The sequence below is a fragment of the Ruegeria sp. L11 genome (genome assembly GCF_056531755.1).
In genome coordinates, this window is record NZ_JBQFMI010000001.1 from 485379 (window position 1) to 498335 (window position 12957).

Annotated in this window: 11 protein-coding genes; 8 read left to right on the forward strand and 3 right to left on the reverse strand. The window is 57.6% G+C overall.

Translation table 11 applies throughout. The features are described 5' to 3' along the window. The first annotated feature begins 81 nt into the window (after positions 1–81). Positions 82–1224 carry a HupE/UreJ family protein gene (locus ACR0CE_RS02395; protein WP_480830747.1) on the forward strand — a complete coding sequence of 381 codons (1143 nt, stop codon included), beginning with the start codon at positions 82–84 and terminating at the stop codon, positions 1222–1224. Here the strand turns inward: ACR0CE_RS02395 and ACR0CE_RS02400 are convergent. Continuing rightward, positions 1221–1841, reverse strand: coding sequence for a thiamine phosphate synthase (locus ACR0CE_RS02400; protein ID WP_480485501.1), 621 nt, complete (start codon positions 1839–1841; stop codon positions 1221–1223). The genes ACR0CE_RS02395 and ACR0CE_RS02400 overlap by 4 nt on opposite strands. Positions 1842–1995: 154 nt before the next feature. Here ACR0CE_RS02400 and ACR0CE_RS02405 point away from each other — a divergent pair, with 154 nt between their 5' ends. The 4 genes from ACR0CE_RS02405 (at position 1996) to yghX (ending at position 6378) form a co-directional block, all read left to right on the forward strand. Further along, entirely contained in the window at positions 1996–2739 is a 744-nt protein-coding gene (locus tag ACR0CE_RS02405; protein ID WP_209596450.1) for an RNA methyltransferase, read from the forward strand. Between the two features lie 59 nt (positions 2740–2798). Continuing rightward, a complete protein-coding gene (gene ctaA / locus ACR0CE_RS02410) occupies positions 2799–3944 on the forward strand; it encodes a heme A synthase (protein WP_480830749.1) in 1146 nt (381 codons plus the stop codon). 4 nt (positions 3945–3948) lie between these two features. Further along, positions 3949–5418, forward strand: coding sequence for a carboxypeptidase M32 (locus tag ACR0CE_RS02415; RefSeq protein WP_480545539.1), 1470 nt, complete (start codon positions 3949–3951; stop codon positions 5416–5418). 63 nt (positions 5419–5481) lie between these two features. After that, positions 5482–6378 (forward strand): YghX family hydrolase, encoded by an 897-nt coding sequence (gene yghX / locus ACR0CE_RS02420; RefSeq protein WP_480584531.1) that lies wholly within the window; start codon positions 5482–5484, stop codon positions 6376–6378. A gap of 42 nt (positions 6379–6420) precedes the next feature. Here yghX and gyrA read toward each other — a convergent pair whose 3' ends face one another. After that, positions 6421–9141 (reverse strand): DNA gyrase subunit A, encoded by a 2721-nt coding sequence (gyrA, locus tag ACR0CE_RS02425; protein WP_480830751.1) that lies wholly within the window; start codon positions 9139–9141, stop codon positions 6421–6423. 192 nt (positions 9142–9333) lie between these two features. On the opposite strand from gyrA, the gene ACR0CE_RS02430 reads away from it, so the two are divergent. Then, entirely contained in the window at positions 9334–9603 is a 270-nt protein-coding gene (locus ACR0CE_RS02430; RefSeq protein ID WP_267366492.1) for an usg protein, read from the forward strand. A gap of 112 nt (positions 9604–9715) precedes the next feature. On the opposite strand, the gene ACR0CE_RS02435 is transcribed toward ACR0CE_RS02430, so the two are convergent. Continuing rightward, positions 9716–10669: a radical SAM protein gene (locus ACR0CE_RS02435; RefSeq protein WP_480831211.1), complete on the reverse strand. Its 954-nt coding sequence runs from the start codon at positions 10667–10669 to the stop codon at positions 9716–9718. Positions 10670–10832: 163 nt separating this feature from the next. Here ACR0CE_RS02435 and zwf point away from each other — a divergent pair, with 163 nt between their 5' ends. Then, positions 10833–12287, forward strand: coding sequence for a glucose-6-phosphate dehydrogenase (gene zwf / locus ACR0CE_RS02440; protein WP_480830754.1), 1455 nt, complete (start codon positions 10833–10835; stop codon positions 12285–12287). Next, positions 12284–12955 carry a 6-phosphogluconolactonase gene (gene pgl, locus ACR0CE_RS02445; protein WP_480480742.1) on the forward strand — a complete coding sequence of 224 codons (672 nt, stop codon included), beginning with the start codon at positions 12284–12286 and terminating at the stop codon, positions 12953–12955. The genes zwf and pgl overlap by 4 nt, the downstream gene beginning before the upstream one ends. The last annotated feature ends 2 nt before the right edge of the window (positions 12956–12957 follow it).

Below are 12957 nucleotides of genomic sequence, written 5' to 3' on the forward strand. Positions count from 1 at the left end.
TTGGGCTTGCGATCTGCCGCCTTCGCGGGAACAATCGAAGGCAATGATTGGTGATTTGATTTTCCTGTTGGAGCTTTTCGTATGAATGGCCCTGTTTTCCGCGCCATCTTTCGAATCCTCAAAACCTGTGCCCTGAGTTTTCTTGTTCTTGTAACTTTGCATCCCGGATCGGGCAGGGCGCAATCCGCCCCGCCGACCGTCGTTGATTTCTGGGTCAAGTCCGACACTTTGTTTCTTGAGTTGAAATGGAATGCCGAGGCTATGTTGACCGGGAACAATCCCGCGCAGCCCGGTTCGTTTTCCGACGATCCAAACTACAAATCCTTGCGGCGACTGGTTTCCTCTGAACTGGAGCCCCAGATCAAAGAGTTCGTTCAGCTCTGGAAACAAAATCTTGTGGTTGAGGCACCAGAGCGATTGAGTTTGTCTTATGAAGGTGTGCGTATTCCTGTAGTGGGAGATACGGAAAAAGTACGCATTTCCAAACTGTTGCTGACTGCACCTTTACCCGATCAGGTGTCAAACCTGCGTCTGACCTGGCCGTCAGAAAGCGGGCCAATCGTTCTGCGACAGCAAAATGTTGCAGCCCCATACACCGGGTATTTGGCTGCCGGTGAAACCAGCCCGCTGATCCCCTTGCAAGGCGGGGCATCTCTGACAACGCAACAAACATTGCAGACATATTTCACAAAAGGGGTCGATCAATTTCTCCGAAACCCAATTAAGCCATCCATTCTTGTTTTGGCGCTAGTGTTTCTGTCTTTGAAATTGCGCCCAGTGGTATCTCAACTGGTGTTCCTGTCAGCGGGCGCTCTGATCGGGCTTGGGCTGGGTTTGCATGGCGTATTGGATGCAGGAAAAGTGAGCGAGGCCCCGGTTCTGGTGGCTTCGACCATCGTTCTGGCGCTGTGGAACCTGGTTGCCCGGCGATTGCAGGTCTGGCGTTTGTTGGCGGTTCTCGCCATTGGCGGTCTTCAAGGTCTGGTATTTGCCTCGGCCCTGATCGGGATCGGAGTGCCGCCAGATCATCTGCCCCCGGCCATCTTGGGCTTTGGCGCCGGGAATATTCTGCCGCTTGTTGTAGTAGCCTTTGCCGGGCTTGCTCTGGCGCTTTTGTTTTCTGGCGGCTCACACCGTAAACGAGGCCGGGTATCGGTTCTGGCCTCGATGCTGATTGCAGGTGCCGGGGTCTACTGGATAGTCGAGCCTTGGGTGCAGGGTTAAGGCAACGCGGCCAGCAGCGTTTTCAGTGCGCCAAGCGGATCGTCATTGCCCCAGATCTCATCGCCAATGCCAAAGAAATCGGTGCAGGGGGCCAGATCGCGGATCAATTCGGGCGTCAACCCACCTTCGGCCACAACCGGAACCTCGATCATCTCGGACCACCATTGGAACAGGTCCTTTTCGGCGCGGGTCCCGTCCCTCAGTTTGGCCGAGCCGACAGGACCGAAGGCCACATAATCCGCTCCGTTTTCACCAGCAGTCATACCATCATGGCTGGACGCGCCGCAAAAGCTTCCGACGATTGCATCGGCGCCCAGTTCCTTGCGCGCGGTGCGGACCGAGCGTGCAGCATCATCCAGGTGCACCCCGTCCAGCCCCAGACGCTGCGCCAGCAATACATGGTTCGAGATTACGATGGCCACGTCGCGCGCGTGGGCGATTTCACGGCAAGCGTCGGCCGCGCGAGCGATGGTATCTTCGTCACTTCCGGCCAACGCGAGGCGGACACAGGCAATCTCGACCCCGTCCAGCACAGTCGCCAGCTTGTTCGTGAACGTGCTCAACTCGATAGTCGGAGGCGTGATCAGGTAAATCTGCGGCTGCTCGGGGGTGTCCATGGGCGCGTCCTTCGGCTTTCAGTCTTTGGCGCGGTTTAGCGGATTGCGGCTGGGAAGCAAACTTTTATGGTCAAGAGCCTGCAAATAACGCCCCTGCGCCTTGCCCTGCAAGAGCCTGCCAATTACAGCAGGCCAAGTTTTCTTAAGGTGAGCCATGCCCAGCGACAAACCCCAGCCTTCCTTCGTGCTTGTGCGCCCGCAGATGGGCGAAAACATCGGTGCTGCTGCGCGGGCGATGTGGAACTTTGGGCTGGACCGGATGCGTATCGTAGCCCCTCGTGACGGCTGGCCGAACCCCAAAGCGGTGGCAATGTCCAGCGGCGCAGGGCGCTTGCTGGATGAGGCGCAGCTGTTTGACGACTTGGCCGGGTCGCTGGCCGACAGCACGTTTGTCTTCGCCACGACAGCCCGTCAGCGGGGCTTGACCAAACCTGTCTACAGCCCCGAACACGCAATGAAGATTGCCGCCGAAAAGATCGCCGCGGGCGAGAAGGTTACCGTTCTGTTCGGCCCTGAACGCGCGGGGCTAGAGAATGAAGACATCGCCAAGGCCAACGCGATCATCTCGGTGCCGGTAAACCCGGAATATGCCTCGCTGAACCTTGGTCAATGCGTATTGCTGACCGCCTATGAGTGGATGCGCCAGACCGGGGATGTGGTGCATGAATCGACCGACCTGGGCAAAGGTGACTGGGCCACTGGGATCGAAGTTGAAAAACTTGTCGAACATTACGAGGACAGGCTGGAAGAGGCGGGGTTCTTCTACCCTCCCGAAAAGGCCGAAGGGATGAAGGTAAACCTTCGCAACCTGTGGTCGCGGATGCGGATGACGCGGGCCGATGTGCAGATGTTGCACGGGATCATGCGTCAGATGGTCCGCTGGAAGGATAAAGGCTGAGGCTGGACCTATCTTCACCCAAGCCCTAGCTTGCGACGAAATCAGGACATGAGGACAGCATGAGCGGTAAGCGCAGCATCTTCGAAGAGGTCACGAACACCAAAAAACAACAGGCGGTTCAACCCGGTATGATCGACCGGGGGCGCGGCGGCGCTCGCAATGCGATCCGCATCTGGCTGATGATCCTGTTTGCGCTGGTCGTTGTGATGATCGCGGTTGGCGGCCTGACGCGCCTGACCGACAGCGGCCTCTCGATCACCGAATGGCGTCCGATCACCGGAGCTTTGCCGCCGATGACCGAGGCGGACTGGCAGGCAGAGTTCGACAAGTACAAGCAGATTGACCAATGGCGCATCCAGAACCAGTGGATGGAACTGGGTGATTTCAAATCCATCTATTGGTGGGAATGGGGCCATCGTCAGTTGGGCCGCATGATCGGTTTGGTCTGGGCCGTTGGATTTCTGACCTTTCTTCTCACCCGCAAGATCCCGACAGGGTGGATGGGAAAGCTGATCGTTCCGGGTCTTCTTGGCGGTCTGCAGGGCGCTGTTGGTTGGTGGATGGTGGCCTCGGGCGTCACCCAGGGTGAAGGCATGACGGCTGTTGCAAGTTACCGTCTGGCAACGCATTTGGGGCTGGCTTTTGTGATCCTGGGAGTCCTGGCCTGGTACATCTTTGAACTCGGCCGGGAAGAACGTGACCTGATGCAGGCGCGCCGGGCCAAAGAGGTCAGGCTGTTTTCATTGTCCACAGGGCTGATGCACTTCGCCTTTTTACAAATACTCATTGGCGCGCTTGTCGCCGGGATCGACGCCGGGCGGTCTTACACCGACTGGCCGCTGATGGGAGGGCAGTTGCTTCCACCGGATGCGACTATGTTGGAGCCGATGTGGCGAAACTTCTTTGAAAGCCCCGGTCTGGTACAGTTCATCCACCGGTGTGCAGGGTATCTGCTGTTCATCTTCGCCGTTGTCGTCTGGCGACGTGGCAGCGGCAGCGCGCATCCGCAGACGCGTTTTGCCTTCAACGCTGCTTTCGCCGCGCTTTCGTTACAGGTCGTCGTCGGCATCGTGACCGTGGTTTACGGCGCGCCATGGCAGGTCGCTATCTTCCACCAGTTTATGGCCGTCATCGTTTGGACGCTGATCCTGCGCGCGCGGTTCCTCACGGCTTATCCAATCGCAACATCTGTGCGCGGAGTTTGAAATTATGACCGCTTTCAATGAACTGATGACCTTTCAGCGGGAAACTTCGGCTTTGGGCCAGATCGCCGGTCGGCTTGGCTGGGACCAGGAAACCGTCATGCCGCGCGGCGCTGCGCCACAGCGCGCCGAAGAAATGGCAGCTATCGAATCTGTCCTGCACGCACGTCGTTCTGATCCTCGTGTTGCCGAATGGCTGGATCAGGCCGCGCCTCAGGATGAGGTCGGCAAGGCGCAGATGCGTGAAATCCGGCGCGCATATGATCGCGCGGTGAAGGTGCCTGCCGATCTGGCGACGGCGATTGCCCGTGTGACATCCGCTGCGCAGGGAAAGTGGGCGCAGGCGCGCGCGGACGAAGATGTCTCGGCCTTTCTTCCGGTTCTGGAAGAGGTCGTATCGCTGAAACGACAGGAAGGCGAGGCGCTGGCGCAAGGGGGCGACGTATACGACGCCATGGTCGAAGATTACGAGCCTTACACGACCAGCGCACAGATTGCGGATATCTTCGACCAGATGCGCCCACGACTGGTGGCCCTGCGCGCCGCTGTGCTGGAGCGGCCCGAGCCCGCTGCCCTGAACCGCAGTTTTGATGAGCAGACCCAGATGCGTCTGACACAAAAACTGGCGGTCGCCTTTGGCTATGACCTGAACAATGGCCGCGTGGACAAGGCGGTTCACCCGTTCAGTTCAGGCAGTGGTCTTGATGTCCGCATCACCACGCGAACCAGCGAAACGGACCCGTTCAATTGTTTCTATTCCACCATTCACGAGGTGGGCCACGCCGCCTATGAACAGGGGATCGACAGGAAATACCTGCTGACACCGCTCGGGTCTGGTGTGTCGATGGGCGTGCATGAAAGTCAAAGCCGGATCTACGAAAACCAGTTGGGTCGGTCGCGGGCCTTTACCGGTTGGTTGTTCGAACAAATGAAAGAGGCGTTCGGCGAGTTCGGCATTGCCGATCCGGATGCGTTTTATGCGACGGTCAACCGCGTCCATAACGGCTATATCCGCACCGAGGCGGATGAGGTTCAATACAATCTGCACATCATGCTGCGGTTTGATCTGGAACGCGCGCTGATGGCCGGAGACTTGCAGGTCGGCGATCTGGAAGCCGCCTGGAATGATCGGTTCAAGGCAGATTTCGGTTATGCGGTCGACAAGCCCTCGAACGGTTGTTTGCAGGATGTGCATTGGTCGGTTGGGTTGTTCGGTTACTTCCCGACATACTCGCTGGGCAATGTCTATGCTGGGTGCCTCTATCAGGCTTTGCGCGGTTCAGAGCCCGATCTTGATGCGCAACTGGCTCGCGGCGACACCACCGGTGCAACCGGCTGGTTGCGCGAGCATGTGCAGCAGCATGGCGGCCTTTATGCACCGCGCGAGGTGATTGCCCGTGCAAGCGGCATCGAGCCCGGACCGGACCCACTGCTAAGCTATCTCGAGACCAAGTTCGGCGCGCTTTACGATTTGTGAGTTTCCGAATTGCAGCCTAGGCGTTAGAATCGGTGCACCGATACCATCGCCTGGGAGGCAACGATGACCGGAAACGCCCGCAAGAAAGCCAGTGATTTTGATCCGCGTATCCTCGAAATATTCGACGGATATGTGCACGGCACGATGTCCAAGCGTGAGTTCATCTCAAAAGCCGGTAAATACACGGCTGCCGGAATGACAGGCGCAATGATTCTGGACCAGTTGCAACCCAATTACGCCTGGGCGCAACAGGTGGCCCCGGACGATCCCGCGATCCAAACCATGGTGGTCGCATATGACAGCCCGGATGGGCATAGCGAAACCAGCGGCCTGATGGCGATGCCGGCAAATGCCGAAGGAAAATTGCCAGCGGTACTGGTCGTACACGAGAACCGGGGTCTAAACCCCTATATCGAGGACGTTGTGCGCCGCGCGGCCAAGGCCGGTTTTCTGGCTTTTGGACCTGATGGGTTGTCGCCCCTTGGCGGCTATCCCGGTACTGATGAAGAAGGGCGAGAAATGCAGCGCTCGATGGACCGGGAAAAACTGATGGCGGATTTCTTCGCCGCCTTTGAATTCCTTCGTGATCATGAACTTTCGACAGGCAAGGTTGGCGCTGTCGGCTTCTGCTATGGCGGAGGTGTTTGCAACGCGTTGGCCGTAGCCTATCCGGACCTTGCGGCCTCGGTGCCATTCTACGGTCGGCAACCACCAGCCGAAGATGTTCCGTCCATCGAAGCACCTCTTATGATCCACTATGCCGGTCTGGATGAGCGTATCAACGCTGGATGGCCTGCATATTCAGAGGCGTTGAAAGCCAATCAAAAGAAATTCAGCGTGCACTTCTATCCGGACGTCAATCACGGCTTTCACAACGATACGACGCCCAGATATGACGAAGCCGCGGCAAATCTGGCATGGAGCCGGACCATCGCTTTTTTCAATACCTACCTGACATGAACTGAACCCCGGGAACCGTCGAACCGGTGCCCGGGGTTACTGTCATTCTTCCTCGTCGCCCTGATCTGCGATCCACGCGACGCTGACGACTTCTTCGCCCTTGCCGGTATTGAACACCTTCACGCCACCTGCGGATCTTGAGCGGAAAGAGATACCATCGACCGGCACCCGGATAGATTGGCCTTTCGATGTGGCCAGCATGATCTGATCGTCGATCTCGACCGGGAAGGATGCAACCAAGTCCCCGCCGCGCATGGCCTTGTCCATCGCCGCCACACCCATGCCGCCACGTCCGCGCACAGGATAGTCGTGGCTTGAACTCAACTTGCCTGCACCACCAGCGGTGATAGTGAGGATAAGGTTTTCGGCAGCCGACATCTCGGCGTATTTTTCCTGGCTGAAATCGCTGCTTGCTGCGGCTTCCTCGTCTTCACCAGCGTCTTCTTCGGTAAGCCCCGCGACCGCACGCCGCATCTTGAGATAGGCCACACGATCTTCGGGTGTCGCCTCGAAATGACGGATCACGGACATCGACACGACGCGGTCACCGTTGGTCAGCCTGATCCCTCGGACACCTGTGGATTCGCGCGAGTTGAAGACACGCACGTCAGTTGTCCGGAAGCGGATCGCGCGGCCGGAATTGGTGACCAGCATCACGTCTTCGTCTTCCGAACAGATGCGCGCATTCACCAGTTCAATGCCGTCGGGCAGCTTCATGGCAATCTTGCCGTTGCGCCGGACATTGGTGAAGTCCGACAACCGGTTACGACGCACGTCACCTGCGCTGGTGGCAAAGACGATCTGGAGGTTTTCCCATTCCTCGTCCGGTACATCCACGGGCATGATCGCGGCGATGGAAACGCCAGTTGGGATCGGAAGGATGTTGACGATGGCCTTACCTTTGCCGGTGCGCCCGGATTGGGGCAAGCGCCAGGTCTTGAGCTTGTAGACCATCCCGTCCGTCGTGAAGAACAGCAGCTGTGTATGGGTGTTTGCAACGAAGAGGTTGGTCACAACGTCCTCTTCCTTGGTCTGCATCCCCGACAGGCCCTTGCCACCGCGTTTCTGGGCGCGGAAATCTGCCAGCGGCGTGCGTTTGATGTACCCGCCCGAAGTGACGGTCACGACCATGTCTTCACGCTCGATCAGGTCTTCGTCTTCCATGTCACCGGACCAGTCAACGATCTCAGTGCGGCGGTCGACCGCGAACTGTTCACGCACGCTGCGCAACTCATCAGCGATGATGCTCATGATCCGTTCGCGCGAGGACAGAATATCAAGGTATTCCTTGATCTTGGCCGCCAGTTCTTCCAGCTCGTCCGTGACCTCTTTGACGCCCAGTTGGGTCAGGCGTTGCAAGCGCAACTCCAGAATGGCACGGGCCTGAACCTCAGTCAGATTATAGGTGCCATCGTCATTCATCTTGGACAGAGGATCATCGATCAGGCGCAGATAACTTTCGATTCCTGAGGCAGGCCAACGGCGGGTCATCAGTTTTTCGCGGGCCTCGGCGGCGTCCGCCGACGACCGGATCGTTGCGACCACTTCATCGACATTGGACACGGCCACAGCCAGACCACACAGGATGTGGCTGCGTTCGCGCGCCTTGCGCAGGTCATAGGCTGTACGGCGGGCAACGACATCTTCACGGAAGTCGATGAACGAGGTCAGGAACCGGCGCAGGGTCAGCTGTTCGGGGCGGCCACCATTCAGCGCCAGCATATTGCAGCCAAAGGAGGTCTGCATCGGCGAAAAGCGGTAGAGCTGGTTCAGCACCACCTCGGGCGTCGCATCGCGCTTGAGCTCGACCACAACGCGCACGCCGTTGCGGTCGGATTCGTCCTGTACATGGGCCACGCCTTCGATCCGCTTCTCGCGAACCGCCTCGGCGATCTTTTCGATCATCGCGGCCTTGTTCACCTGATAGGGAATCTCGTCGACAACGATGGCATAGCGGTCCTTGCGAATTTCTTCCACCCGGGTCTTGGCGCGGATGATGACGCTGCCGCGGCCCTCCAGATAGGCCTTACGCGCACCTGAGCGCCCAAGCATCACACCGCCGGTTGGAAAGTCGGGGCCGGGGACGTATTCGATCAACTGTTCTGATGTAAGGTCGGGATCGTCGATCAGCGCCAGAGTCGCATCGACTACTTCGCCAAGGTTGTGCGGTGGAATGTTTGTCGCCATCCCCACGGCGATACCTCCGGCACCATTGACCAGCATGTTCGGGAAACGGGCCGGCAGAACTGTCGGCTCCCGGTCCTTGCCGTCATAGTTGTCCTGAAAATCGACCGTTTCTTTTTCGATATCAGCCAACAGGGAAGCGGCGGGCTTGTCCATCCGCACTTCGGTATACCGCATAGCCGCCGGGTTGTCGCCGTCCATCGAGCCAAAGTTGCCCTGACCATCCAGCAGCGGCAGCGACATCGAGAAATCCTGCGCCATCCGCACCAGCGCGTCATAGATCGCACTGTCACCATGCGGGTGGTACTTACCCATCACGTCGCCCACCGGGCGTGCCGATTTGCGGTACGCCTTATCGTGGGTATTCCCCGTTTCGTGCATTGCATAAAGGATACGCCGGTGAACCGGTTTCAGCCCGTCGCGCAAATCAGGGATCGCGCGGCTGACGATGACCGACATGGCATAGTCCAGATAGGACGTGCGCATTTCGGATTCGATGGAAACCGTCGGGCCGTCATAGACTGGGCGCTCGGGCGGGGTTTCATCCATGTTTTCAGGAATTTCTGGCGTATCGCTCACGTAAACTGCCCGTGTCTTGTTCTGGGTCTATATCTTGTGGGTGTATCTTATCAGACCCGGCACATAAGGTGCAAGCAAGCAGCGCCTTTACGGGGAAATTCCCCGGTAATACTCAAGTAACATATTGTTATATAAGTATTAGAAGGTTTTCGTGGTATCTTGAACAGGCCTTGTATCAAACAGGAGGTCTGCATGAATCCAAGCGAAACCGAATTGATGCTCAAGGGGTACGGGCTGACGACGGCGGAGTTTTTCTATCATATGCCAGACTATATCCACGTCTTGAACACGTTCATCTGGCAGGATTACGACCTTGCGCCGGATCATCCGAAATTGTTCAAATTCATCGACTTCTGGCAGCGCGAAATCGAAGGCCCGCTGCATTCTGTCAAATTCACCCACCGCAAAATGATCGCACCGGGTGAGTGGCGCAACATGGTAGGCGAGTTTCGTGTGAATTGAGCGAGGGGCAGGCGCAGTTTCCGTTAGTGCATGCTCTTCAAACAATGAACCGAAGCGGTCGGCGCGTATCTGATGATGCGTCTGAAATGAAATCAGGAACTTCCTGGCCCAATCAGCCAGAACAACTGGCGCCGCCCAGCACGCAGAATTTGGCACAGTGGGGGTGGTTCAGGTGAACGTCAGCCTCGGATTCGGCCAGAGAATGACCCATCTCGAATTCCGGCTCGTAGGGCAGCAGGGTGCAGGCCAACACGGCAGGCCGGTCAGCGCCTTTCCGTTTCACCACCATGCGGGCGCTGGCACACATCAATGCATCGGGTGACTTACTCAGTATTCCCCAGCAAGCCGTTGTAATCTCGGGTACTTCGACAGTTTCGTCCATCTCGGGAAACAGGACGGTCTGTGCCGGGTTATGCGGGTCAATGTCAAAGCCGTGCTCTGTAAAGAATGCGGCATAACCCGCACGACTTTCCGTGTCAGACTCACCCCAAACGGTGCGCCCGGCAACAGCGATGTTAAAGCCGTGATCGCGCAGCCACTTCATACCCGTCAGGGTTTTTTCAAAGCTCCCCTTGCCGCGTTCAAGGTCGTGCAGTTCTGCGCGGTAATGATCGACGGAAACGCGCAGGGTCAGCTTGTCATTGAATGTCTTTTGCAATGCCAGCAGCCCGTCGCGCATCTTGCTGCGCATCATCGGGGCCATCGCGTTGGTGAGGATCAGAACTTCGTATCCACGCTCCAGCGCGGCACGTGTCATGTCGATCATCTCGGGGTTCAGGAAAGGCTCGCCGCCTGTAAAACCGATTTCACGCACCGGCCAATTGCGGGCTTTGATTTGATCCAGGTAGTCACGAACCTCGTCCGCAGTGATATAAACCAGTGCGTCATTGGTCGGGCTGCTGGCGATATAACAGTTTACGCATTCAATATTGCACAGCGTGCCGGTGTTGAACCACAGGGTCTGAGGGTTGGTCAGGGAAACCTTTGCGCGGGTCTGGCCATCGGCCGTTACCAGTTTACGCTGAAACTTGCCGATATTGGCAAGCTGAGGGGCGTTGTCTTTCATTCCCACATCCGGTTCGTTGAAGTCATCAAACTGATCTAGCCCTTTGTCGCGGATTTGGTAAGTCTGGTGCAGAGGTTCTGACAGAGTTTTGATCAACAAGATTTCTTGGATTTTGGTTGCGCTAACATTGGACATGCCGGAAGGGTCAGGGTAAGGACAACTCATGGTTTCACGTGTCATCCCTGTTGATCCATTTGATCTGGTTATTTTCGGCGGCACCGGTGATCTGGCGCAGCGTAAGATTCTGCCTGCGCTTTACCGTCGGTATTGTGCAGGTCAGTGGCATGAGGATGCCCGGATTATTGCAGCCGCGCGCGCCGGTCATTCAGCGGATGAATTTCGAAAGATGGTTGCAGCGTCGCTGCAACGGCATGCTTCGGAACGGGCCCGGAATTCGCAAGCCCTGACCCGTTTCCTGCAACGGGTCGACTATGTATCGCTGGATGCCTTGACGACCGAAGGTTGGAATGTGTTGGGCGAAAAGCTGTCACCGGACCGGGTTCGCGCTTTCTATTTCTCGGTCGGTCCCAGCCTGTTCGGGCCATTGGCCGAACGGGTTAGGGCGTATGATCTGGTGACAGAAGAAACCCGTATCGTGGTCGAAAAGCCGTTTGGACATGATTTGGCAAGCGCGCGGGACTTGAATGCCACGCTAGCCGCGCATTTTAATGAAAATCAGATCTACCGGATCGACCATTATCTGGGCAAAGAAACCGTCCAGAATCTGATGGCGGTCCGGTTTGGCAATATGCTGTTCGAACCGCTGTGGAACAGCCAGTATGTCGACCATATCCAGATAACGGTTGCGGAAACTGTTGGTGTCGCAGGGCGCGAAGATTATTATGAGCGCGCGGGCGCGATGCGGGACATGGTGCAGAACCACTTGATGCAGCTGCTCTGCCTGATTGCGATGGAACCTCCGGCCAAGTTTGATCCTGACGCAGTTCGGGATGAAAAGCTCAAGGTGATCCGGGCGCTTGATTCGGTTGAACCGCACCACATCGTGCGGGGGCAGTTTGCGGTCGGTCCAGACGGGCCGGGGTACCGGGACTGCGTTGGCAATCCGCGATCAACCACCGAAAGCTATGTGGCGTTAAAGGCCCACATCAGCAACTGGCGTTGGGCAGGTACACCGTTCTACCTGCGCACCGGTAAGCGTCTGGTGGCGCGCTCGTCGGTGATCAACGTGATGTTCAAGGACGCGCCGCATTCGATATTCGGGGAAGAGGCGGGGCGCCATGCAAATACGTTGTCGATCCGGTTGCAGCCGAACGAGGGGATCACGCTGAAGGTGACGATCAAGGAACCCGGGCAGGGGGGGATGCGACTGATCGACGTTCCCTTGGACATGAGCTTTGCCGAAGCCCTGGGCCCCGAAAATCAGGACCCGCCAGATGCGTATGAACGCCTGGTGATGGACGTGATCCGCGGAAACCAGACCCTGTTCATGCGCGGGGATGAGGTCGAGGCCGCCTGGGCCTGGACCGATCCGATCATCGCCGGATGGTTGGCACGTGGGGATGTGCCCAAGCCTTATGACAGCGGCAGCACGGGGCCGGGCGACGCCGAACTTCTGATGAAACGTGACGGACGTCACTGGCAAGGGATAAAGCCATGAAAATTCAGGAATATGCTGATCGCGAAATGCTTGCCATCGACGTGGCCAACGTGCTGGCGGGCGACCTTGAGGCCGCATTGCTGCACCATGATACCGTTGCAATGGCCGTTCCTGGGGGAACAACTCCGGGCCCTGTTTTTGATAGCCTGTGTGCCGCTGATCTTGAATGGGATCGTGTGCGTGTGTTGCCGACGGATGAACGCTGTGTGCCAGCAGATCATGACCGCTCGAACGAACGTTTGATCCGCGAAAGGTTGCTGACCAGCCGGGCCTCTGTGGCACAATACATTCCGCTTTATGTCCCTGATTCAGAACCTGAGGCAGCGTTGCCCGAAATCGAGTCGCTGATTGCGCCGGTATTGCCATTGTCGGTGCTGGTACTAGGAATGGGCGAAGACATGCACACGGCCTCATTGTTTCCGGGAATGGAAGGGCTGGACGAGGCATTGCGCAGTGATGCACCTACGTTGATCGTCGCCCGGACCGAAACGCAGCCAGAGGCGCGAATTTCCCTGACCGCTCCGGTCCTGGACGGGGCGCTGTCGAAACATCTGATCATCTATGGACAGGCAAAACGCGCCGTTCTTGAAAAAGCCATGTCGCTACCACCGGAAGAGGCACCGATCGCCGCAGTTCTTGGTGGCATGACCGTACACTGGGCGGAGTAAAG

Coding starts and splice junctions, on each gene's coding strand:
- ACR0CE_RS02395 (WP_480830747.1), top strand. CDS start 82: ATGAATGGCCCTGTTTTCCGCGCCATCTTTCGAATCCTCAAAACCTGT.
- ACR0CE_RS02400 (WP_480485501.1), bottom strand. CDS start 1,841: ATGGACACCCCCGAGCAGCCGCAGATTTACCTGATCACGCCTCCGACT.
- ACR0CE_RS02405 (WP_209596450.1), top strand. CDS start 1,996: ATGCCCAGCGACAAACCCCAGCCTTCCTTCGTGCTTGTGCGCCCGCAG.
- ctaA (WP_480830749.1), top strand. CDS start 2,799: ATGAGCGGTAAGCGCAGCATCTTCGAAGAGGTCACGAACACCAAAAAA.
- ACR0CE_RS02415 (WP_480545539.1), top strand. CDS start 3,949: ATGACCGCTTTCAATGAACTGATGACCTTTCAGCGGGAAACTTCGGCT.
- yghX (WP_480584531.1), top strand. CDS start 5,482: ATGACCGGAAACGCCCGCAAGAAAGCCAGTGATTTTGATCCGCGTATC.
- ACR0CE_RS02430 (WP_267366492.1), top strand. CDS start 9,334: ATGAATCCAAGCGAAACCGAATTGATGCTCAAGGGGTACGGGCTGACG.
- ACR0CE_RS02435 (WP_480831211.1), bottom strand. CDS start 10,669: ATGAAAGACAACGCCCCTCAGCTTGCCAATATCGGCAAGTTTCAGCGT.
- zwf (WP_480830754.1), top strand. CDS start 10,833: ATGGTTTCACGTGTCATCCCTGTTGATCCATTTGATCTGGTTATTTTC.
- pgl (WP_480480742.1), top strand. CDS start 12,284: ATGAAAATTCAGGAATATGCTGATCGCGAAATGCTTGCCATCGACGTG.